We start from the raw sequence: 22,707 nt of genomic DNA on the forward strand, positions 1-22,707 counted from the left end.
GCATGCTAGCTTCGCCGCATCTCTGATCTCCCTGGATCAAACGGTCGGCTCGTGAAGGCTCTAGTGCCACAGGTTGCAACACCTCTTTATCGCACGCATTTCGACGATAGTCAGCGGGCAGCCGACACCCTGACGCTACCGGAGAATTGCTATGCGCGTCCCAGTCTATCCACAAGACTTGATCCGTAATCGTGGCTTCAAAAGCCTGTCCAAGCAGTTGCAACAGCAATGGTGTGGCCCAACCCCAATCTCGCTGGCAGATGCTCAAAAAGCGCTTGCGCAAGGACTGGGCTATCAGAGCTTCCACGATCTCAGCGAAACCTCAAAGGTCTGTCCACCACATGAGTCTGCGCCGCTCGAAGCCGACGTCAGACGGGCAATTCGTTCAGCCATCGAAGCTACCCTGCAGCCGGAAACATTGCTGCCTGTGGTTCAACAGAAGCTGGAACAGCTTGTAAACGATCTCTCACTGAAAAAGCTCGTAGCCTTCAAACGTGTGCGGGTTTCTCCAAGTGCTGGTCATAGCCCGTTGCCTGGTCTGGTTAGCCGGGATCAGTCAGGATTGACCAAAGAACACGTCCATACTTTGGAAAGCATTCTTGCCGAATCTGGCGACTTGAGGGATCGGGCGCTGCTTGCATGCATGCTGGGTGCTTTACGGCAAAACGAGTTCCTGTCGGCCAGAATGCAGCATGGTGTTGCGGTGTATGGTGTGAAGAGCCGTGAAACCAAGAAGGTACTCGATGCAATTCCCGATAGGCACAGGTCGATGTTCGAGCAATACATCAAAACCTCGAAGTTGTCGGACGGAGAGTATCTTTTCCGTGCGGCTAATGCCCCTGGGCGTCCACTATCGCCTTACGCGCTGAGAAAGATCTGTGTCTCGTGGGCTCGCAAAGCGGATATTGATGCGGGCCTGCTCACACCTCATGCTATCCGCAGCACTACAGAAAATTACGCGCACTTCATGCGTCAAATCAGCGATAGCATGGGGCACCACTCAGCCAACACGTCATTGGCATACGCAGTCGGATTACCGACAACCAGTAGCACTGTTCACTAGGCCCAAACTCGGAAATGACATAGCGCCAGATTCGCGGGCAATTGGCGCTTTGTATGCCTCATAGGTCGACGGCGATCTAAGGTATCCATGCTTTGAGCCCGCCCCCTATCGGGGTACGGCTGTCGTAAACCAAACCCTGGCTTCGCCAGGTTTTGGCCCTACGGGCTTCCATCCTCAGGCCTTTGGCCCAAAGGGCCTGCGCGCTCCGCTTGCGTTGAGGGTGATAGCACCTTTCAAAGCTGATCGAATGACCCAGAGGGCATCTTATTTTTTGACAGGACAATTGCGGGCATCGTGATTTCTGCCACTGCAAATACTGCAACGCCGGGCCTCCGGACAAGTTTGAGCGTTATGACCAGACTTGCTGCAAACAGAGCAGCGATTAACATTAGGACAATTTTTTAGGGTGTGATTTCCCGCACCACAAGCGCTACACGACATGGATATTCCTTATCAGATGCATGGTCAATAAATGAGAGCTAGGTCTATGAAGCAAGTTGTTTGATCGACTCTGGATCGTAACCACGGTTTTTAAGCTCACCATGTGCTGCACCAGCTTTCATGGGGGAGGAGCTGCGCTCCTTTTTCACAATCCGCAGAAGCTCATCATCAGATAGGGTCGGCATGAGCTCTTTGTACTCCCGAGAGCGATCTCCGGCAGCCTTCACCTCTTTCACAGCAAAGGTGCCAGCCTTCAACGCGAGTTCACCTGCTTTATCCCAGAAGCCCATAACATCTCCTTGTTGATTGATCTGTACTGATACCTCAGCACAGTAATGCCAATACTATTCGACTGATGGCACTTTGACCACATAAGCCAATTAGAACTCATGTGATGCCTATACCCGCATGCTGGGCAGAGATCGGCATCGAGGCTAGAAACTTAACGCGCTCGCCCTAGGCAGGCAAAACCAGCTCTTAGCAGCTAGCACAAAGCCTGAGGGCTCCATTGGACACAGCGGTTCTCTCTCTTAATGCTCAGCCGTCATTTGATTCGGAACTCAAGAGTCACCGCCCCACCGCTCGATTCAAGCTTGCTGATTTCGCAGCTTTCAACCGTCACGCCCGTCAGTCGTAGCAAGCTCGCACGAAACTCACTTTCCAAATCTGCCAAAGGGAATCGACGTATAGCTTCGGCGAACGATCCCGCTTGCCCAGGCGACGTTTCTCCGGCCTCAAGTTTTTGCGCAACAGATCGAGAATATTGGATCAGATGGTTGAGCCGGGTTTTCTGTCCGCTATCGAGACTGACCCAGCGCTGGATGCCTGCAATGCTACATTGGCTGATCTCAGCGATCTTCGATTGAGGAAATCCTGTTGCTTCTTGGAGAGCCGAGATCAGTGCCCGAGTCCCCTTGATAGTCTTGCCGTCATCAGAAGGCTTGAGCGAGTCCAGTGCATCAGTAATTTCATTTTTCACGTTTGTTATTCCGCGCCTCTGTAGGTGTAGAGTAAGCTTACCCTAAATACTTAACAGCAGCAACAGACAAGACCTACTATACGCACACAGTAACTTAGTCTTGCCTATAGGCGTCTATCCATGCAGGAGGGGTGTGAAGTGAACACAGGTACCTTAGCGCCGCCAGGAAGGGTGATTTTGGCCAGATGTCCGCCAAGTCAATGCAGCGCATTCTTCACTCGACATTGCTAGCTGGCTTGTGCGGTGTAAGCGAGATTTACCCATTCATCATTCCAAAGCCTTTTCAAGCTCTAGCGCCCATCTTTTAGTGACTGCGAGATGCATCGCTGCTCGCAGAATCCACCTAGATGCGACCTAAGTCGAACCAATACTTCCCTGGAATTTATCCTCCCGATCAGAAGTCGATGCACCGTTTGGCCTGTAGGCCATTTCGCCCCGGAACGTAGGACGTCTTGGGGTACACTGGGATCTTTATGCTTGTGGTACCAGGATGACTATGGAATGGCGAGCATCCGCTTGGGGGCGGTTGCTGACAAAAACTGAGCCGTGGCGTCTGCATGTCGAGGACGACCGGCTTTTTTTTAGGCTTGGCGCAAGTGTGGTCGAGGTACAGCCTGATAATCTCTCTAGTTTAGAGATCAATCGTGGGGTGCTGTGGACGGATATCACCCTCCGTGAAGGCCGCATATTCCGCGTGGATGGATTGCCTAACTCGAAGGAGTCTCTACTCCGTGAGGAAATAGGCCGACTTCTCAAAGTCACTCGTCGGCAGCGCTTTCAAGAGTGCTACTCGCTCATCCGAATCTGGTTAAACGCTGTCGAAAGTTCTATAAAAACGGTTGATTCGAAATGCTTGTGGCTGACTCATGAGATGCAGCAAGAGTTGTTGGCAGCTAAGCCGAGCCTGAACCTTGACGATCAAGCGTTAAACAAGCTGTTTCAGACCCCAGAAGTTCAGTCATCTCTGCCAGATGCAGACACGACCGTCGAGCGAGATCTGGAGAACTGGATGTGCGACTGGCCTGAGGCTTGGGCGCAGCGAAACGATGATCACGTGCAGCGGGAGCTTGAGGCATGCAAGGCGCTATTTGCCGGGGTGGAAAGCAAACCCCTCACCGATGAGCAATCGCGTGCGGTGATCTGTTTCGATAACCGAGTACAAGTCATTGCTTCTGCAGGCTCAGGAAAAACATCAACCATGGTGGCCAAGGCAGTTTATGCCCTGCACCGCAAACTGGTATTCCCTGGCTCTATCGTGATGCTGGCCTTCAACAAAGCTGCCGCTGAAGAGCTTCAGGCACGAGTCGCTCTATCGCTTGAGCGTGTTGCTATCGAAAACGTACAGATCGAGGCCAAGACCTTTCACTCTCTTGGACTATCAATCATTGCCGAGGCGACCGGGCGCAAGCCTCATGTTCCTGAGTGGGCGGTGGAGAATGTCTTGGGCTTCGAGAAGCTCATGACTATTGTCGATGACCTCAGGGATCAATCAGAAGAGTTCAGAGAAGAGTGGGATCTGTTCAGACTGGTACTTGGCCGAGATATCCCTGCAGCCGGCGAGGATCAGCTATTTGAGGTCTGGGACAAGGAAGGGCAAGGTCGCCTTGTCTCATTGAACGGTGAGCATGTGGCAAGCCATGAGGAGCGGGTGATCGCGAACTGGCTTTTTTTTCACGGTATCGATTATCAGTATGAACGCTCTTACGAGCATGACACCGCCACTGTCACGCATCGTCAATATTTCCCAGACTTTTTCTACCCTGAAATCAACCTCTACCACGAGCACTTCGCCTTGGACGCATCGGGCCAAGCACCAGAGCATTTCAAAGACTACGTTGAAGGAGTGAAATGGAAGCGTGAGACCCATAAAAAAATGGGTACAGCTCTCATGGAGACGACTTCGCACCAGTTGAACTGTGGCGAGATTTTTAGGCACCTGTCCAAGGAGCTAACCGCTCGAGGTTTGGTTCTTGATCCGAACCCAGACCGTCCTATCCCTGACAAGGGAATGGTGCCGATGGAGCACGTCGACCTAGTAAAGCTTATTAGAACGTTTATCACTCATTTAAAGAGTAATAGCCTTACCATCGAGTCCCTGCATGAGCGACTCGAGGCCCTACCGACAGATGTTTTTAAATATAGATTTGAGGCTTTTCTAAAGCTGGCAATCCCGGTGGTGAATGGCTGGAACATGGCCCTCTCCCTAGAGAAAGGAATCGACTTTGAGGACATGATCATCATGGCCGCAGAGGTGTTAGAGCGAGGCCATCCTTCACCATACAGCCTGGTAATGGCGGACGAGTACCAGGATGCATCGAGAGCTCGTGCGCGTCTTTGCCGGGCGTTAGTGGCCGAGCCAGGGCGGCACCTTTTTGCTGTTGGTGACGACTGGCAGTCTATCAACCGCTTTGCAGGTGCAGATATCTCTGTCATGACTGGCTTTCGGGAATGGTTTGGGCACGGTCAGATCTATCGCCTCGAGACAACGTTCCGATGCCCTCAAGAGATCTGCGACATATCCAGCCGATTTGTCTCGAAAAATCCGTCGCAGCTGGCAAAACGAGTCACGTCTGTGACTCCCGCTGTGGATATTCCGATTCAGGCGTTTCAAGTCCCAAACAGGAACCAGATTCAAGGGGGCATAAATCACTACCTTTCAGACCTACATGCACGTTTGGCTGAAGGTACGGTGCCATTAGGTAAGAACGGAAAAGTCACTGTCTTCATCCTAGGTAGGTACAGAAACGACCAGCAGTACATTCCCGAATACTGGCAATACGATTTCGGAGATCTTCTGGACGTTAAATTCAAGACTATCCACACCTCCAAAGGTGATGAGGCCGAATATGTTGTCCTACCTGGCATGGTCTCCAGAGGCTTTCCCAACATGAAGAGTGATGACTCTCTGCTTGGGCTTGTAATGCCGGCTGGGGACACGTACCAGCACAGTGAGGAGCGGCGGTTGTTTTACGTAGCTCTAACACGTGCTCGTCGTTCTGTAGCGATGTTCACTGTCATGGGGAAAAACTCACCTTTTATCGATGAGATGGTCAATGACGGCGCTATCAAAGTGACGAACATCCGGGGCGAGCCGATAAAAGAAGATCGTTGTCCGACCTGCAAGACTGGCGTCATTGTCCCGCGCCAAGGCCCTTATGGGGAGTTCCGCTCATGCTCGAGTTACCCCATGTGCAGTCACAAGCCCAAGCAACCAAGAAAGGCTTCAAACCAGCGGGGCGGCTCTACGCATCGGGGGCCCTGGTGATCAACCGTTTGCTAACGACCGTAAAACGGCTGGTGATTCACTGCACAGTTAACTCCAGATTCTGCTAAGGATTACCGATGAAGAAGTTGCGTTCAATCCTCATACTGATACTGCTCGCGCTCTTGGTGAAATGTACTGTCTTCGTGATCGTGAAATACAATCAGAACAGGGATGAGAGGCTAACGGCGTCAGACCCTAAGGCTTCGATGAAAGAATTCCTGCTGACCAACGTGATCAACACCAAAGGCGTCCAATATCCGGTACAGATCACTCCACAACTCCTAATGACCGGAAGAAGTATCCTGACGGAAGATGGGCATATTTACGTGGTAGATCATTTGAAAACAAATATCGAGAATGCAATGCAGCTCAACACTCCTGCGATATATAACCAGATGCATTCTGACCTGGTCACCGCTCACTGTTCATCCCTACAAGAAAAAGAAAAGCTTTGGAGGGGATGGTCTGATGTTGGGACTATACAGAAGATCTCAGACGCCAACGATAAAGTTATCTCAAGCTTGAAAGCTATAAAGACAGATTGCACCTTGCCGGCTAACCTGAGGTGATTTGAAACTTGGTAAAGAGGAGGCCAGGATGCGCATATCTACTAATGTATGAGTGCGGTTTGAATACGTTAAGCATTATCGCTATAGCTTAAACTCTTCAGGCCGCTTGTCATTTGACCCTACGGCTATGAAGTAACGAGATAAATCAGGCTCGTCGTTCATGACGCTTCTGCAAAATCGCAAAATACCTTCGAACAAATTGAACTTGGTATGGGCGTAGTAATGACGAACTGACTGACCTTCCGACAGTGAAGAGTTGACGATGCTGTAGGGTTCCGGTAGGCCGTTGGGATCTTTGTCTACTAGCTGCAAATCGATACCATTTTTCCGCAAAAAAATCCTAGCACGGATCTTTGCGTTTTCGGCCAGCAGAATTAGTCTGTATGTGCGATGGGAGGGTTTTACTGGTATACACCCTATGGCTTGCGCGGCAGAAATGAAGCTTTCCTCTGTACAGATGCCGACTCTCACTGGGCTTTCACCGGGTAGCAGAATCTGCCCCTTAGACGTTTCGGTTGCTTCAGAAGCTTTGCATTCGATGCGGTGCCTACAGCTCCAGTTCAGATTTTGGAGCTCAACAACGATTGCGCGTCTCAGGCTTCCGTCATCCACGCTCACGACAACCTGATCGCCAACGATCAAATCAGTCCTGTAGCACTCAACGGGGATTGGCTTTGTGTGCTCATCTAAATCTACAAAAGCAACGATGTAACTCAATTCGGTCTCCATCCGTGGTGATTAAAAATCTCTGGTTTCGCTGACCTACCGCAACCAGGGAGCCAGTGTACAAAAAACGATCAAACATTGAATCGAATTTTGACACATGGCCAGCATCCGATTAAGCATTTCGCAGTGCTTCGTCACGAGGATCTTAGCCGCTTTTCTGGCAGGATTGACGGATATTACGCGTAGGCTACAACGCGTTCATCTGCCTCAGTGGCATCTGCTGAGTCAGCATCATAAAGCGCTGGGGGATGTAGGTTCTCCACCTCGTCGATAAAGGGCACTCGCCTATGGCGATGCCCTTCCAATCTTTAGCCTTTGGCTTCAATCTCAGATCGTCCCTGTGATGGTGTATTGAGGTTTAAAGGCCGCATAGTTCCAGAAATCCATCCTGGTAATCCTCGGTATCACCAAAATGTGTAGAGCTGCCGTGTCAGTGCAAATGTATCGCTGAACTGAGTGCTGAAAGCCTTCGCTCTGACGGTTAGCAGGAAGGTTCTAGTATCTCTCGACAGTTCCGATGTCTGCTTCTGGCCGGTTTCTGCCGATCAAGTACACGTAGCGTGCGGGTCAAATGCGACGCAAGCGCTTGGTCAGTTCCTCGCAATTACGCAAAGACCGAATCAAACAAGCGCTCAGGTGGTCAGCGTCAAGCGTTAGTCATCATCGTCATCCTGATCACCATGGTGCGACGTACAGCCACAGTCTTCAATGGCACCGCCATAGAAATCGTCTTCGCCATCTTCCACCTCCCACATGCTGGTGGTGCAATAACAATGTTGGCACTGATAGTGATACGTTGACATAGAGATTGATTCCTAGCTGGCAATGGCTGAGTCAGTCGTTGTTGTGCGAGTAGTCGTCGAAATAATCCTCTTCATAATAAGGATCGTATTGGGCGAATACCGCTGATACGGCTTGGGCATCCCGCTCACTCAATCCAAGGCTCGAGTTCAACGTTATTTTCTGCCTGACTGCAGACTCATGATTGTCATAAGCGTATTGGGTTGCTTGCCCTTCACGACTGCCTTCCTGAACGAGCATCAGCCTGTAAATGTGTCGCTCGTTTGGAAGCTCGGTGCAGTAGTAGCAGTGTTTTTTTGGTAAGGCCTTACCGGTCAGTTCACGCAAAAACAAACTTGTAACGCACTCATTTTTGGTAGTCATTGATTGCTCATTCAGAGAGTAGAAGCCGAGGGTTTCCGGCTCACCTGAATCGCCTGCGCGAAGCAGGTAACGCGGACTTAGCCACCAGAGCCAAATGGTGACCTCTCCGTCCGCTATCGTGACCTGAACAGGGGGAAGCGCTGTGGAATGCTTTCTTCGTATGGGGAGATTGAAAGCCGGCCAGTCTTCGATAGGCTCGGCTGGGTCTAGCAACGAAAACTTTGAAGTCGCGCCTGAAAACCGATGCTCTCCACCACTGGCGATCCTTTGAGCTAGTTTTTTGGCGACTTGCACCATGTTCCAGGCGTTGCTGCGATCATGGAACAATTGGTAGGAGGTCGCACGCCCCGGCGCGCATACAACAGCAAAACCGAGACCAGAGTTTCCCCAATTATCACTGGACGAAGCGGGTAATTTCGGTGCTTTGACGCTCATCACGTTCCAGTCACGGAACCCACAGGCACGCGATATAGCGGTCAGCCATTTCCCGAGCGGTACGGTATTGAAGATGTGAGCGTGAGAATGTTTTACGTAGTGCGCTAATTCTTTTGCTTCGGCAACACTGAGAGCAGGCATACCTTTCTCCATGATGAGCACATGTAAGAACGGGGCCTCCCCTTGCCATTCAGTGCTCAGTTAGGAGCGCAGCAAAGAATTGTTCAACAGAGATTTACCGTGCCCAAGATGGGCGGGAGGGGATGGTTCTCTAGACCTTGAGTGGATGCTACCCATGGTTGATTGCTTTCGCAATATTATTTTTGCAGTGGTTAAATTCGCGAAGGGCCTCCGAATGGCCTAGGGAAGGAGCGACTTCAACCAGCTCAAAATGCCTCGTTTGGCTTACTGCAGATCTAGGCCGCGTGAACGATGATCAAATGCCGCATATCAAGGGGTTAGTTTGTGACTACCAGTTCCCTCGCTGAGCGATTGCGTGAGGCTCAGCATATCGTTGTCTTCACGGGTGCAGGAGCGTCAGCAGAAAGCGGCATCCCAACATTCCGAGATGCCCTTAGTGGACTATGGGAGCGATTTGATCCTGCGCAGCTTGCGACTCCTGAAGCGTTTCGTGCAGACCCGAGCCTGTGCTGGGGATGGTACGAGTGGCGCCGGCTGAAGGTTCTCCAAGCGCAGCCCAACAGGGCTCATCTCGCTATCGCTGAGCTTGCCAAGCATGTGCCGAAGCTGACCGTAGTGACTCAAAATGTTGATGACCTACACGAACGAGCTGGCAGCCAGGATGTGATTCATCTACATGGCAGCCTGCATGCCCCTCGGTGCATCGATTGCGGGCTGGCTTATACGCTGCCCATCACGTTCGAGGCCCTGCCGGATGGTGGGAGTAGGATTGAGCCGCCGCGATGCAGTAGATGTAGCGGGTATGTTCGGCCCGGCGTCGTTTGGTTTGGTGAGATGCTGCCTGAGAATGCATGGAGCGCAGGTCTCGCAGCTGCGGATGGCTGCGATGTCTTCCTTTCGATTGGTACGTCCGGAGTTGTGTATCCAGCTGCTGAACTCCCGCTACGTGCGCTGGGTCATGGTGCGACTGTCGTTCACATAAATCCTGTGCGGTTCGATGTCAGCCCCCAGGAACACTTCCTCCAAGGCCCAGCTTCAATGATGATGCAGAACCTGCTTCGCGAGGCCTTCGGCGACCATGCTGTCTCGTCGTTGGATGGCCATTTCCGGTAGATCCGTTTTGGCTTGGCCCCTTCGGGGCACGGCTGGCGTGAACCAGAACCTGGCTGCGCCAAGTTTGGCCCTGCGGGCTTTCATCCTCAAGCCTCTGGCCCGTAGCGGGCCGGCGCGCTCCGCTTGCGCTCGGAGCTTATCTAACATGAAATCGTAAACAAGCTCGAGAAACCTATCCACTCGCAAAAATCAAAATCCTTTGTATCGACTGCACTGTCAGGCACTTTGCGCTGCGTGAAGTTGCCAACTCGAAGAACTGAGCTGCGTCGCTGCCCCAAGTGCAAGCGGCACGTGCAAGGGATATTTGGCGCGAATGGCTTCAACGAGGTGCATTGCTGGTTTACTCCACTAGCTGATTGCAGCCCGCAAGGAGCACCGATGCAGTGGCCACGACTATCGGCGCCTATCTCGTTCCTGCTGGCTCAAGGGCGATTCTTTGTCACGTCGTTGATACTCCGTGGTCGGTGGCGGACTTGGAATTTTCTGCTCGCTATTTTGTGGCTTTTTTTCATTTGTCATGCGATCAACTCTCTGATGATGGTAAGCACGGCGAGTACAGCAAATGAACCCGCAGCGATAGTAATTTCCTGATAGGCCAGACTTAGTGGTTTTGACTTTTCGTCGATAGCCGCTTTGAGGATTTCAAGGGTGTCAACATAGCAGTTATAGAGATGAGCTTTCTGAGCATCATTATCTACCGCCTTTAGATATTCTGCCGTTTCACGGCTGGAGGGTAGGTTCGGGTAGGCTTTGACGCTAAGCGCACTCAGAGCGTGGCCCCAAGCGCAAGCTAGAGCGAATGCTGCCACGGCAAAAGCCAGGAACGCGCTCAAGGCCAGCGGCGTTTGAATCTGGAAGAGTATTCCATTTTTTAACGCTGCTAAAGCGCTAAGCCCTGCAACCAAAACCGACACGGCGGTGAAAAATTTAGCACTCTTATTCTCCACCTGATCGAAGCGAGCCTGCTCCTCTTTGAACCTGTCTTTTAGGTACGAAATCGTTTCATCCATTGAAGTGGTAGTCCCATTTTGAGAGGCACAATCACCCTCGAGCCTGATCGCGGTATAGTAGCGATATGCAAGCATCGACAGAAAGGAATTTGTTATGAGCGCTGATCAGTACCGTACACAGGTTGCCAATATTCAAAAGGGCATTGCCAAGCTTCAGGGCGACAAGGCCAAGAAAGTCGATGCCGCTGCGAAAGCTGGAAAGATAAGTCATGATGCTTTGTCGGCTGCAATGCGAGCATCCTCGGTCTCGACCGCAACGTCTAAGCGACGAGAGGCGATACGACACGCCGAAGAGCAGGCCAAAGCTGAGACGGAAGTCGGCAAAATCGAAAAGAAAATTGCTACTGAGCACACAAAGCTCGTTGCCGCACAAAAGCGTCTGGAGGATGAGCTGGGCCGAGAGCGTAAAAGGCAAGACGCTGCTCAGGCCAGGCGAATCACGGAAGAAAAAAAACTCATGGCAGAGCAGAAGCGCACCACACTTAAACAGGAGCGTACGCTTCGCGATATTACGCACGGCCTTTCAAGGCACGAACATCTACATCTCCAAACGGCTCTGGAGATTGAGCGTTTGAAGGCTCTTCCAGAAAAAATCACGGTCGTTTTCTTCGCAGCCGACCCTGGCAGCAACTCAACCACCAAGCTTGCTCTAGATGAAGAAGCACGCTTAATAGGGGAACGGATCCGTGCATCGGAGCACAGAGATGTAGTGGTATTTCACACAAGGTGGGCAGTACGACCGCGAGACGTGCTCCAGGCCATTAACGAACTGCAGCCGACAGTAGTTCATTTTAGTGGCCACGGAACAAGCGCTGACATGCTCGTGTTACAGGATGATCTAGGAGAAGAAAAGCACGTCACCAAAGAAGCCATAGTCAGTGCCATGGCTCTTGGTGCTGAGAGTGTCAAATTGGTGTTCTTCAATACGTGTTTCTCATTCAATCAAGCCCAAGGCTGCCTGCAGCACGTGCCCGCGACCATCGGGATGAATAGAGATGTTGGGGATCTACCTGCACGGATTTTTTCTGCGCAGTTCTATTCTGCGATTGGCTTTGGACTTTCGATCACTAGGGCGTTCGAGCAGGCTAAAGCTCTGGTGGCAATGGAGACCCCTGGTGAGGAATCGATACCAGAGCTATACATTCAAGACGGTCTGACTGAAGAGATGCTAACACTCGTTAGGCCACCTTCACTTTGAATTCTGGCCCTCCGCCCCTGCGCCACCGTGCGACTTCCGCCAGCTAGCAGTCAGCTGCTCGGGCACTTAAGGACACAGGTTCATGTTAGCTCAGTGAAGACGCCGAGCCCAAAACAGTCTTTGAAGTTGGGGCGTGGGCAATTAAGTTCAGAGCCGAAGTTTTGAGTAAATACCGTCCACGGTGCACTTGTCGTTCTCAAACTCCAAAGTGCCGGAACCGCCACTGTACAGGTCTAGAACTGCATCCTCGTTCATCGCCATATTGAAACACCCGCTGGTATGTACGAACACATTCTGGCCGGAGACCTCATACCAGTCATCACCCTCCTGGGTTACATCGACCTGATATTTTCCAGGAGTTTGCTGGGACGCTCCCAAAACCGCTTTCACCGGGCACTCATCTTGGGAGCGCAGGAAGTTTAAACTCCCTGCGCTCCCGACGGCCTGAAGAGTTGCCGCCTCACTATAGGCATACTCATAGCAGTAGTTGGTGCGAATGAACACCTGCTGCCCATCAACCTTGTACAGATTGCTACCTTTGCGCGTCACGCTGATTTGGTAGTCAGACGCGATGGCAGTTGAGATGAGGGAGCCAGCAGCACATGCGAAGACTATTCGCCCGAGCAACCTAGCCATAGCGCAAGTGGGTTCGTTTCGAGGGTCGCGAATGCGCATAAATAGCGAAAATTCCATCTTCTTTAAAAGGGAGTGGGCCGGTTAGTTGATGCTAGTTATAGGCCATGACCGAAGCTAGCGTAAGTCAGTCTTAGCTCTGTAATTTGTGATCAGACTAGCATTCGCACAATGCCGGGTGTTGACGCAATCTTCCAGAGACCTCAGGCGTCAAAAATGGCTGTCAGCCCGAGACGCAGCAGGGTCACCTGAAAATCAGAAACTCGAGTTCAATCCCTCATTGCTGGGTGTGAGTACCGATGAGACCGCTTGGCACCCGTTAACTAAGGGGAGATCAAGTGGCCCATCTAGATAACGACCCTACATTCGTAGCAGATTTCCCTAGTACGAGACTATCTGAGCCATCTGCAATTCATCGGCGTTGACAGACCGATCCTCATCCCAGAAGTAAAAAACTATTCGATGGGCCAGAGAGCTTCGATCCTTAGCGCCCTCGAGGATGCCAGCGAATTGATCGAGTAAAGGATTGGATATTAGTTGCTTGGCAATCGCCCAATAGGGCCCATACCCCCAGTCCAAAAACACAGGATCAAAAAGGTCGTCACGGTCAAATGGGTCAGCAACTACATACCCCTGAATGGCATCAGCGATGATTTTGCATTGCAGTGGGCAGTCATTGAGGTCTTGGTGATAAGGGGCTCTACCAGTCTCATCAGTCATGATCTACATCCTTGTTGAAAACGTCACGTGGAGCTATATGGATCGACATGCCTCGCAGATAGACCCTAAGGCGATCCGACCACTCGATTCGGAGGTTAACAAGCGCACAAATAATCTACCATACGGGCTTTCTTCTACCTAGCCATCATCAAATTCTGGCTATGGCTCTTCTAGATACCTCCCCTCGAGCACGTGTAGAAGCTTAGCTAGCTCAGTAAGGTTCGCTGCAGTAACGATGTCGTATTCCCCTCGACTGCTCAGCCGATAAACCTCGCGGGCTTTTTTAACTCGATCCAGCAGAGGGATGACTATGCCTGACGCTCTTTCCAGAAACTCGTTGATATCAGCCCGTGTCTGAGGAATTTTCAGCCTTTGGCCGCGCTTGTGATGATCACGTCCGAATCGCGAAGCTTAGCGATGCCGCTGGAGCGAATCCTCTGGTCGTTGATATCTCCGAAGCCGCTATCTTTTAGGTGGGCGACTATTTCTGCGGTTGGTACGTAGTCTTTGGTGACGAATTCGCTCTGGAATCTCAAGAACCGCAAGATGCTTAGCTGCAGACGCTCATCCTCATCAGGGTGCTCACCAACCCGTTCGCTAAAAAGGTCAGCCTGGCGGAGGGCTTCTTGGTGTACCTGATAGTCTGCATACCCAGATTCATCCGTCGGCGGCAGCAGTAGAGTCTGATACTTGGATGGCCACTCCAGCATGCCAAGAGTCAGGTCGCGCAGGATCTTTTTGTAGGCTAGAACTGCTTCTTCCGAGGCTTTCTTCTCGTAAATCTGAGCCACTGAACCAGCAAAAAAATCTGCAACCTGAACCAAAACGTTGTCCTTGCTGGCCATCGTCTGGAAGGCGTCCTTATCGCCAAATAGGTCGTCGATGAACCGAGCTGCAACGTAGCTTTTGAGGCTCTCCTGAAATTCCTGACCACCATGCTCGTCTACGATCATCTGGAGGTCAGGGTATGCGCGGAACAAGCGTTCATAGAGCAACCCGTTCACGTATTTTATGAACGAGGTCTTGATACGAAGTCCGCCATCTTTGTGGATTCGACCTTTATCAACGACGGTGAAAAAGAGCTTGAATGGTAGTTCGGCTAGCTCGTTGAGGATCCGAGCACGGCGATCTGCATCCTTGACTTTCAGGTTGCTGGATTTGATCTCGCCCGTTTGGAAATGACGCTTACGGAGTTCCTCTGCTTGGGCATAGGCAGCATCCAAGTCTTTTTCCGCCACCAAAATGGCGCACACGATGAAGAAGCCTGAGCTTCCACCTTTGGACGTATCTAGCCCGGAGTTTCCAGACTCATCTACGAAGGCATGCGTTCTATCCATGAGTTTGCTCCATCAACACCTTACTGAGCGGTGGTCACCCAATGGCAAGGTGGCGACCTCAGTTCGTCGCAGTAGTAGTGCCCGGAGCAGGGCCTTCGCTGAACGTGTAGTTGATAACTACGTCATTACGGATCAGGACGTCGAGAGTTTTCTGAGTGCCTGTAGTCGTCACCTTCATGGTAACCACGTAGCTTTGGGCATGGGCTGAGCCATTGGTGTAGGTGTAGATCCACTTCTCGTCAGTCTCGCTGACTGCGCTTTTGGCGTAGGGCTCACCAAATAGGGATTTCAATTCCGAAGTCGTGGTTTTGCCCTTGGTGATGCTCGCTACACTGGCCGACGGGAAGTCTCGCCCTGCGGTGTAATGCGACGTAGCGCAGCCGCCAAGTGCGACACACATCCCCATGACTGCGATGAGCTTTTTCATATCCGTCCTTGATCATACAAAGCGTCGAATCTAGCTGGCATTGAGGCTAAAAGCTATCACCTCCTTATTCGCCTGTGCTCGCTATCCCCGACAGGCCACCACACCTTTATATAAAGGATAACAACCGTAACCGTCCGGGCAACACACCTTCCTGACACCGTCGCTTGAGGCGATGGTGTCCACCCAAATATAGGTGGACACCATTTTTAGCCTTTTTAAGCGGACGCCCATGCCACAAGAACGCCGTTCCTATTCCAAGTCCTTCAAGGCCCAGGTCATTGCTGAGTGCGCCCAACCTGACACTTCAATTGCCAATGTCGCCTTGACCCACAACCTCAATGCAAACCTCGTCCATAAATGGATTCGGGTGCATGCACAGAAAAACCTGACACTTCAAACCGCCTTCATCCCGGTCAAGACATCGCCGCCGGTGCCGATGCATCAGGCCCTTCCTGCCACGATCCGAATCGAAGTGCCGCATTCAAAAGGCGTAGTCGTGGTGAGTTGGCCGGCAGAAAATGCAGCGGCGTGTTCTGCTTTCCTGCGAGACCTGCTGCGATGATCCGCATCGACTCCATCTGGCTTGCCACCGAGCCCATGGACATGCGCGCAGGCACTGAAACTGCGCTGGCGCGGGTCGTGGCGGTGTTCGGTGCGGCGAAGCCGCACTGTGCTTATCTGTTTGCCAACCGTCGTGCCAATCGCATGAAAGTGCTGGTGCATGATGGCTTGGGGATTTGGCTTGCTGCCCGGCGCTTGAATCAAGGACGTTTTTTTTGGCCGGGCGTGCGGCACGGCTCTGAAGTCGAGTTGGATGCAGAGCAACTTCAAGCCTTGGTGCTCGGCTTGCCTTGGCAACGCGTCGGTTCCGGAGGAGCCATCACGGTGCTCTAATTCGCCTGCCATGGCCTGCTTGCCAGCGCAATTGGCCCATCAGTCTATCGCCGCCACTAGCCCTCTCTGGCAAAATCGGCGGCATGACTTCGCATCCGAATCTCGATCAATTAAACCCTGAAGAACTGCGTGCCTTGGCGGCGCAGTTGATCCAGCGCGTCGAGACGATGGACAAGCAAATCACTCATCACAAATCGGTCAACGAGAAGCTGGCCCACGAGATCGCGCTGCTCAAACGCTTCAAGTTTGCCAAGCGCAGCGAGCAGTTGAGCCCGGATCAAGCCAGCCTGCTCGACGACTTGATCGATACGGATATCGCCGCTATCGAAGCCGAGTTTGAGGCGCTGCAACCGGCACCTGTCGAAGCCAAAGTGCGCCAGCAACCCAAGCGCGCACCGCTGCCACCGCAGTTTCCTCGCACACTGATCCATCACGAACCGGACAACAGCCACTGCCAGTGCGGCTGCGCACTCAAGCGCATCGGCGAAGACGCCAGCGAAAAGCTCGACTACACGCCCGGCGTGTTCACAGTCGAACGCCACATCCGTGGAAAGTGGGCCTGCGAACAGTGCGAAACACTGATCCAGGCGCCGGTACCGGCGCACGTCATCGACAAAGGCGTCCCGACCGCAGGCCTGCTGGCCCACATCATGGTGGCCAAGTTTGCCGACCATCTGCCGCTGTATCGCCAAGAGAAAATCTTCGGCCGCGCCGGGCTGCCCATCGCCCGTTCGACCTTGGCGCAGTGGGTGGGCAACTGCGGCGTGCAATTACAGCCGCTGGTTGATGCGCTGCGCGAAGCCGTGCTGACGCACGACGTCGTTCACGCCGACGAGACGCCGGTACAAATGCTGACGCCTGGTGCGAAAAAAACTCATCGCGCTTACGTCTGGGCCTATGCCACCAGTCAGTTCTCCAACCTGGCGGCGGTCGTTTACGACTTCAGCCCGAGCCGCGCTGGCGAACATGCCCGAGCCTTCTTGGGCAGTTGGAACGGCAAGCTGGTCTGCGATGACTTTGCCGGCTACAAGGCAGGCTTTGAACTGGGCGTTACGGAGATCGGCTGCATGGCCCATGCCCGCCGGAAGTTCTTCGACTTGCACGCGACCAACAAGAGCCAGGTCGCCGAAAAAGCGCTGAACTACATCGCGGCCTTGTACGAAGCTGAACGAGAAGTCCGAGAGCTGGAGCCGGGTGATCGGCAGCGAATACGGCAGGAAAAAGCAGCGCCAATCGCCGACGCACTTCATACCTGGATGATCGCCCAAAGACAGCTTGTGCCTGAGGGTTCGGCCATCGCCAAGGCGCTGGATTACAGTCTCAAACGCTGGATAGCGCTGACGCGCTATCTCGATGACGGTGCCGTGCCCATCGATAATAACTGGTGCGAGAATCAAATCCGGCCGTGGGCTCTTGGGCGTTCGAACTGGCTGTTCGCGGGATCGTTACGCAGCGGTAAACGTGCAGCGGCGATCATGAGTTTGATCCAATCGGCGCGACTCAACGGCCATGATCCGTATGCTTATTTGAAGGACGTCCTCACGCGCCTGCCGACGCAGCGGGCAAGTGAGATTGCGGAGCTACTACCGCATAGGTGGCGACCGGTTTAGTTGCGCAAGACGGGATGCCCGGACGCACCTCCAACTGGTGCCATTACCGGTCTACTTAGCCTTTATGCTGGTTATCCATGCATTCCTCCCTACAGCTTCGCCCGGTTCAGCCGATAGTTTTCGTACCAAGAGAAGCGCGGCAATTCGATCCTGTAACAAAGGAGAGTAAGCGGCTTTTGAGGAAGATCTCTTGGAATGCTTTCATTACCTCATAACCATAAATGAGAGATGGGCACTTTTTAACGCCTAAGAAAGCACTCACAGACCTTGAGTGATCGAGAACCCGATGAATTTATTAGCGCCTGCCCTGTTCGTTACCAACCGTGTTCGATTCCCCATGAAATTCGCAATTTTGGGATTTATTGTCCTGATTCCTCTGCTCCTGCTAGGCACCCGGGTGATGCTTTCACTGAACACGAGCATCACGGGCATCAAGCATGAACAGGTGGGTCAACAATACTTGTTGGACGTCACCCCTATCCTGCGTCTAACCATGATTCAGAGGGCGCTGACACACGGCATGCTCAGCGGTGACACCAACGCAGTAGCCAATGCAGCACGCAATGCTGAAAAGCTTAACGATGCCTATGCGACTCTTGCTGCGCAGGACGCAAAATTTAGCACCCAACTGGCAACGACAGACCGAGTTCAGACGTTGCGTACCGCTAGTGTGCAGCTGGTTGAACGCGCCAAAGCAGGCGAAGCACCTTTGGTGATCTTTTCCGCGTGGAACGACCAGTTAACCGACCTAATGAATTTCGTTTACTACATTACGGCCACTTCCGGCATGATTTTGGACGAAGAAGCAGGTTCGTTGTACCTCATCGATCTAAGCTCTATACGTCTACCTCGGCAAATAAATCTGGTCGGACAGATTCGCGGTCTGGCCAGCGGTTTTAGCGCTGACCGTCCTCTGGACGACACCACTCGTATTTTTGCCCAGACTTTGTTGAAACAGGAGCTGCTAATGCGTCAAGAGTTGCAGCAGAGCCTTTCCCTGCTTCGCCGAGAAGAGCCTAAATTATCTGGTGTAGTTCAGCCGTCTGTAACAACAGCCATTACCGACCTGGAAAATCTGCGTAAAGACCTGGTGGACTACCTTGATCCGAGCAAGCGCTCAAACGTGAATGCCAACACCTTGGGCGAGCGTGGAAACGCCGCCGTTGCTCAGTTTTACAAAGCTCAGGATCAGATGCAGGAATCGCTGCGAATTCGAATTGATGAGCGTCTGAATACACTGAGTAATGAGCGTACTTTCGGCACTGAGCTATTTATCGCCATTGCGATACTGCTGCTCTATGCGTTCGTCGGCATCTACAAGGCTCTGCGGATTGGGGTTGATGAGCTCCTAGCTGTGACGGCACGTATTGCTCAAGGCGATCTGAGCGCGCGCGTCCGAATCAACAGCCACGATGAAATCGGTGATGTAGGCGAGGGACTTAACCGCATGGTAACGGCCTTCTCTGGCTCACTGAGCCAGGTGGAGCGTAGCTCGCATTCAGTCTCAGATGCGGCAAAGCGACTAGAGATCTCCATAGGCCAAGCCAAAGCCTCAATGAACTCACAACAGGCTGAAACCGAGCAGGTTGCTACTGCCATCAACGAAATGACCGCGAGCGTTGCCGACGTGGCCCAGAATACCGAGGGCGCAGCACGTGCCGCTGAATCTGCAAGCAGTGCGTCTAACGACGGCTTGAAAGTTATGATTGAAACAAGTGCCGCTATTGAGGCGTTGGCCAACGAAGTGGAGCTCAGTGCAAGCAAAGTCGAAGCGTTAGCGACACACAGCAAAGAAATCGGTGGTGTCATCGAGGTCATCAGTACCATCGCGGATCAGACTAACCTGCTGGCCCTTAACGCGGCCATCGAGGCGGCGCGAGCTGGCGAGCAAGGCCGTGGTTTCGCGGTCGTGGCTGACGAAGTGCGGACTCTGGCCTCGCGCACACAAAACTCCACAGAAGAAATTCGACGGATCATCCAACAGTTGCAAGGCGCTACTGATGCCGCTGTTCAACAGATGAAAGCTGGGCAAACCCGAGCTAGGGAATGCATTCAGGCAGCGAGCCAAGCGTCTGGCAGCCTGAACCAGATCAATGAAGCAGTAGACGGAATTGTGGGCATGAACACTCAGATTGCAAGTGCGGCGGTGCAGCAACATTCGGTCTCAGAGGATATCAATCGCAACGTCATCGGCATTCGAAACAGCAGCTTAATCGTCATGGAAGGCGTAGAGGACAACGCCGTAACGGCTGACGAGCTTTCATTGCTCGCTAATGAACTTCGCAGCGTAGTCGGCAAGTTTAAGTTATCCAGCAACGCTTGAAAGGAATCTCAAGCGTTTCAATTGTTGATAGCACGAGAAAGTGCTTTGATCGGGTCTGACTGGGGTGATGATGCCCGGCAGTCCCTGATCGACATTGAGGGCTGAGCTTCATCGTTGCGCAATCTCGTAAAACAATAGAGCCAGCTACGCTAGATGACTTGCCCGGACGGTTACTAACAACCGTTATCTACAGATTAATTACAGACTATGCATTCATCCCATAAGCTTCAAAGACAAAAACTACACTTAAGTAGCTTCTGTCAGCGACAAGCTATTTTTTTGTAGACTTGCTAGGCTTCAAGTCAGGATTGTTACTTGGCGTGTCTTTATTGTCACGACGACGTTTATCGACTTCGCCGGTTGATTTGGCAATTGGCTTTGGGCCAGGTTTAAGCGCCATAATATCTCTCCTTGATACAAATGTTGATTTGGGTTGTTGCAGAGTCATCCTATGGATACGGAGGGATGCTTTCAATAGGCATGAGATGCTTGATTTTAGCTATGTGAAAGAATGAATTGGCTTCGGGAGCATCTAATGATTATCTACCGGCAGACCACGTTTTGGGATTACGTCCATTGGTGCGACGTGCAGGTAGCCCATCACACTGGCAATACCTAGGGCGCGGTGGGCATCGACCTCCAGCACACGGCATACAGTGCCATGACAATAGAGATCAACCGGGATCAACAACGTAATTCATACAAACCGCTAGCTGATAGATAGCGCCAGAGACATAGGGCTTCACTTCCTCCCTAACCTCTTCGCACGCCAGCTCCTCTGCAGATAGATGGCACAGCTGATCTATGTCGATACCCATTGATGCTGCGGTGCTGAGCACAGCGATCAGAGCCTCTCTTGCCTCTCTTGCTTGACTGTCCATGATGACGGTTTCCTCCATGTTTTATCTCAACATAGTAGGAAGCAGCAAGGGCGAAGGATCGTTTCGAAATAACGGAGCGCGTGTAAAGCGGTTACCGTTCTCTGCTTTGGCAGTTTTGGATTTCCTGATATGTAACAATTCCCTAAGAGGCCAACGCCCGTCGAACCCCTGAAAATTTGAACGCAACTGGTGCCGCTATAACGGTGACCTCGCCTGCCGTGCTGCCCGACCCTTTACCGTTCACAACCAGTAACCGGCGGTGTCTTTCGATACCCTCCACGCCAATCGCGGGCATCCCGTATTATTCGGGGCTTTGATATCCAAAACCGCGCCGTGGCCATCAGCCCACCTAACAAGGAACGACCGTGAAACTTTCAGGAATACTGGCTGCTTCGATTCTGCTCGTCGGCTGCACAAACAGCTCCACCGATCTGCTTACTGACTCAAGGAGTTTTGACGGTGAGATCCGCACAGATTTGAGTGCTGCGGCAGCGTACCGAAATCTTCGGGACGCTAGCCGCCTCTGCCTGGAGCACTCACCCATGGGCACCCCGGTAACCGTGGAGAGCGAGTTTGACTCAGAGATTCGTGAGGGTCGAATTACCCAACGGATGATCGCCCAAGGTGTGCGGCTGAACCTCTCGATAATCGACATCACAACAGTCTCAGGGGCATCGCCACTGATTAGGCTTTACACCCTAAAAGGACTGAGTGCCGTAGGCACGAAACGTCCTACTCTGGAGGCTGTGAAGAGATGGGCGGTGGGAGATAAAGCCTGCTGACGGCAAAGGCACGATGTCCCTGCCCCTGCACCAGTGTGCTATTTCTGATCGAGCATTTCGAATAGGGCGGTAGGGGCAAGCAGTCGGTCAAAGCTTTGATTTTTACATTCCCAAATCGTCCTCCAGCCTGGCCCCCTTCAACATGGGAGACAAAATGCGGACTGGTAGGGCCTTCAATAGTCCATAAGCCAGGGCCTCGGCATGAGTGGAATAGATCGCTAGCTGCTTAGGTTCAACTACCCTGTAAGGCACCACCGCGCCCACAGCGACTTGGGCAGTTCTCAAAATACTCAGCACATCATCGCCAAGATGATCGCGATGCAGGTTCTCAACAGCGCCAGGGCTGGGCGGACGTGCTGTTGGCCATAACTCAACTACCACTTGATGGAGGCCTACTGGGCCAAGGTGTTCCAGCGCGATCTTCCACAGCATCCCCTCCTGTGACAGTTTCAGGCGGGTGCTTGTCATGAAAAGGAATCCAACGGTATGAGGCTCTTTCTTGATTGCGAATTTTCCCAGCTCTCAGCAGCGGCGAAGCTTATATCGCTAGCATTGGTGGCAGAGGACGGGCGCGAATTCTACGTCGAATTGCTGGATGCGTGGAAAGTAGAAGACTGTAGTGAGTTTGTGATCGGGATCGTCCTTCCACAGCTTTGGGCAGGAGCTCACGCTCTACCGGTGATAGAGGCCAGGAAGGCATTGCTCGACTTCCTTGCGTCCTACGATGATGTTCTAGAGATCGTCACGGACGCCCCTCAGTACGACTGGGAGCTCTTTTGCGAGCTAGCCTACGACGAAGGCAAGTGGCCTCGTAATGTGCGCAATCACCCCACCGACGCAACCACCCTAGAGGCGATTAACGACGGAGCGCCGCTCCCCCATCACGCCCTCCTAGATGCCCGCATTATCGCCAGCATGTTCGCGCCAACGTGTTCAAAGAAAGAATTGTGTTGATCAGCCGCGTCGACCAGAAGCTTTAGGTTGACGGAGCTATCC

22 protein-coding genes and 1 pseudogene are annotated in these 22,707 nt (G+C 52.5%); 11 read left to right on the forward strand and 12 right to left on the reverse strand.

From position 1 onward, the window contains the following. Positions 1-151: 151 nt before the first annotated feature. Positions 152-1,063: a tyrosine-type recombinase/integrase gene (locus CFBP1590_RS25240; RefSeq protein WP_088236142.1), complete on the forward strand. Its 912-nt coding sequence runs from the start codon at positions 152-154 to the stop codon at positions 1,061-1,063. Positions 1,064-1,548: 485 nt separating this feature from the next. Here the strand turns inward: CFBP1590_RS25240 and CFBP1590_RS25245 are convergent, their stop codons facing one another. Continuing rightward, positions 1,549-1,794, reverse strand: coding sequence for a hypothetical protein (locus tag CFBP1590_RS25245; RefSeq protein WP_088236143.1), 246 nt, complete (start codon positions 1,792-1,794; stop codon positions 1,549-1,551). Between the two features lie 254 nt (positions 1,795-2,048). Further along, positions 2,049-2,483: a hypothetical protein gene (locus CFBP1590_RS25250; protein WP_088236144.1), complete on the reverse strand. Its 435-nt coding sequence runs from the start codon at positions 2,481-2,483 to the stop codon at positions 2,049-2,051. A gap of 496 nt (positions 2,484-2,979) precedes the next feature. Between CFBP1590_RS25250 and CFBP1590_RS25255 the strand changes: the two genes are divergently transcribed. Together CFBP1590_RS25255 and CFBP1590_RS25260 are read left to right on the forward strand one after the other, a co-directional pair. Continuing rightward, positions 2,980-5,748, forward strand: a complete 2,769-nt coding sequence (locus CFBP1590_RS25255) for a UvrD-helicase domain-containing protein (RefSeq protein WP_088236145.1) — start codon at positions 2,980-2,982, stop codon at positions 5,746-5,748. Positions 5,749-5,825: 77 nt separating this feature from the next. Beyond that, on the forward strand, positions 5,826-6,317 hold the full coding sequence (locus CFBP1590_RS25260) for a hypothetical protein (protein ID WP_088236146.1): 492 nt from the start codon (positions 5,826-5,828) through the stop codon (positions 6,315-6,317). Positions 6,318-6,398: 81 nt separating this feature from the next. Here the strand turns inward: CFBP1590_RS25260 and CFBP1590_RS25265 are convergent, their stop codons facing one another. The 3 genes from CFBP1590_RS25265 to CFBP1590_RS25270 form a co-directional block, all read right to left on the reverse strand. Further along, positions 6,399-7,034 carry a hypothetical protein gene (locus CFBP1590_RS25265; RefSeq protein WP_088236147.1) on the reverse strand — a complete coding sequence of 212 codons (636 nt, stop codon included), beginning with the start codon at positions 7,032-7,034 and terminating at the stop codon, positions 6,399-6,401. Between the two features lie 662 nt (positions 7,035-7,696). Continuing rightward, positions 7,697-7,846 (reverse strand): hypothetical protein, encoded by a 150-nt coding sequence (locus CFBP1590_RS27950; RefSeq protein ID WP_167383106.1) that lies wholly within the window; start codon positions 7,844-7,846, stop codon positions 7,697-7,699. Positions 7,847-7,877: 31 nt separating this feature from the next. Continuing rightward, positions 7,878-8,783: a hypothetical protein gene (locus CFBP1590_RS25270; RefSeq protein ID WP_088236148.1), complete on the reverse strand. Its 906-nt coding sequence runs from the start codon at positions 8,781-8,783 to the stop codon at positions 7,878-7,880. A gap of 324 nt (positions 8,784-9,107) precedes the next feature. On the opposite strand from CFBP1590_RS25270, the gene CFBP1590_RS25275 reads away from it, so the two are divergent. Continuing rightward, entirely contained in the window at positions 9,108-9,896 is a 789-nt protein-coding gene (locus CFBP1590_RS25275; protein WP_088236149.1) for an SIR2 family NAD-dependent protein deacylase, read from the forward strand. 515 nt (positions 9,897-10,411) lie between these two features. On the opposite strand, the gene CFBP1590_RS25280 is transcribed toward CFBP1590_RS25275, so the two are convergent. Next, entirely contained in the window at positions 10,412-10,906 is a 495-nt protein-coding gene (locus tag CFBP1590_RS25280; RefSeq protein WP_088236467.1) for a hypothetical protein, read from the reverse strand. Between the two features lie 94 nt (positions 10,907-11,000). On the opposite strand from CFBP1590_RS25280, the gene CFBP1590_RS25285 reads away from it, so the two are divergent. After that, a complete protein-coding gene (locus CFBP1590_RS25285) occupies positions 11,001-12,104 on the forward strand; it encodes a CHAT domain-containing protein (RefSeq protein WP_088236150.1) in 1,104 nt (367 codons plus the stop codon). Positions 12,105-12,251: 147 nt separating this feature from the next. Here the strand turns inward: CFBP1590_RS25285 and CFBP1590_RS25290 are convergent, their stop codons facing one another. The 4 genes from CFBP1590_RS25290 to CFBP1590_RS25305 form a co-directional block, all read right to left on the reverse strand. Then, positions 12,252-12,779, reverse strand: a complete 528-nt coding sequence (locus CFBP1590_RS25290) for a hypothetical protein (protein WP_231991772.1) — start codon at positions 12,777-12,779, stop codon at positions 12,252-12,254. 339 nt (positions 12,780-13,118) lie between these two features. Next, positions 13,119-13,457 (reverse strand): hypothetical protein, encoded by a 339-nt coding sequence (locus CFBP1590_RS25295; RefSeq protein ID WP_088236151.1) that lies wholly within the window; start codon positions 13,455-13,457, stop codon positions 13,119-13,121. Positions 13,458-13,822: 365 nt separating this feature from the next. Next, on the reverse strand, positions 13,823-14,794 hold the full coding sequence (locus CFBP1590_RS25300) for a DUF3800 domain-containing protein (RefSeq protein ID WP_231991774.1): 972 nt from the start codon (positions 14,792-14,794) through the stop codon (positions 13,823-13,825). A gap of 58 nt (positions 14,795-14,852) precedes the next feature. Next, a complete protein-coding gene (locus tag CFBP1590_RS25305) occupies positions 14,853-15,221 on the reverse strand; it encodes a hypothetical protein (protein WP_088236152.1) in 369 nt (122 codons plus the stop codon). 229 nt (positions 15,222-15,450) lie between these two features. Between CFBP1590_RS25305 and tnpA the strand changes: the two genes are divergently transcribed. The 5 genes and pseudogenes from tnpA to CFBP1590_RS28640 all read left to right on the forward strand — a co-directional run bounded on the left by tnpA (position 15,451) and on the right by CFBP1590_RS28640 (position 20,048). Next, positions 15,451-15,783 (forward strand): IS66-like element accessory protein TnpA, encoded by a 333-nt coding sequence (tnpA, locus tag CFBP1590_RS25310; protein WP_003317539.1) that lies wholly within the window; start codon positions 15,451-15,453, stop codon positions 15,781-15,783. After that, the gene (tnpB, locus tag CFBP1590_RS28180; protein WP_017279403.1) at positions 15,780-16,115 is read left to right on the forward strand and encodes an IS66 family insertion sequence element accessory protein TnpB; all 336 of its coding nucleotides are present in this window, start codon (positions 15,780-15,782) and stop codon (positions 16,113-16,115) included. Before tnpA ends, tnpB begins: the two co-directional genes overlap by 4 nt. An 83-nt stretch (positions 16,116-16,198) precedes the next feature. After that, a complete protein-coding gene (locus CFBP1590_RS25320; RefSeq protein ID WP_017707762.1) occupies positions 16,199-17,725 on the forward strand; it encodes an IS66-like element ISPsy43 family transposase in 1,527 nt (508 codons plus the stop codon). Between the two features lie 1,192 nt (positions 17,726-18,917). Then, a pseudogene (locus CFBP1590_RS28635) lies at positions 18,918-19,172 on the forward strand (HAMP domain-containing protein); the annotation flags it as partial. Positions 19,173-19,331: 159 nt separating this feature from the next. Next, positions 19,332-20,048 carry a methyl-accepting chemotaxis protein gene (locus CFBP1590_RS28640; RefSeq protein ID WP_370445645.1) on the forward strand — a complete coding sequence of 239 codons (717 nt, stop codon included), beginning with the start codon at positions 19,332-19,334 and terminating at the stop codon, positions 20,046-20,048. 674 nt (positions 20,049-20,722) lie between these two features. Here the strand turns inward: CFBP1590_RS28640 and CFBP1590_RS25330 are convergent. Together CFBP1590_RS25330 and CFBP1590_RS25340 are read right to left on the reverse strand one after the other, a co-directional pair. Then, positions 20,723-20,947 carry a hypothetical protein gene (locus tag CFBP1590_RS25330; protein ID WP_231991776.1) on the reverse strand — a complete coding sequence of 75 codons (225 nt, stop codon included), beginning with the start codon at positions 20,945-20,947 and terminating at the stop codon, positions 20,723-20,725. An 866-nt stretch (positions 20,948-21,813) separates the two neighbouring features. Continuing rightward, on the reverse strand, positions 21,814-22,179 hold the full coding sequence (locus tag CFBP1590_RS25340; protein ID WP_088236154.1) for a hypothetical protein: 366 nt from the start codon (positions 22,177-22,179) through the stop codon (positions 21,814-21,816). Between the two features lie 18 nt (positions 22,180-22,197). On the opposite strand from CFBP1590_RS25340, the gene CFBP1590_RS25345 reads away from it, so the two are divergent. Next, the gene (locus tag CFBP1590_RS25345; protein ID WP_088236155.1) at positions 22,198-22,665 is read left to right on the forward strand and encodes a 3'-5' exoribonuclease; all 468 of its coding nucleotides are present in this window, start codon (positions 22,198-22,200) and stop codon (positions 22,663-22,665) included. Positions 22,666-22,707 lie beyond the last annotated feature (42 nt).

The organism is Pseudomonas viridiflava (genome assembly GCF_900184295.1).
Taxonomy (GTDB): domain Bacteria; phylum Pseudomonadota; class Gammaproteobacteria; order Pseudomonadales; family Pseudomonadaceae; genus Aquipseudomonas; species Aquipseudomonas viridiflava.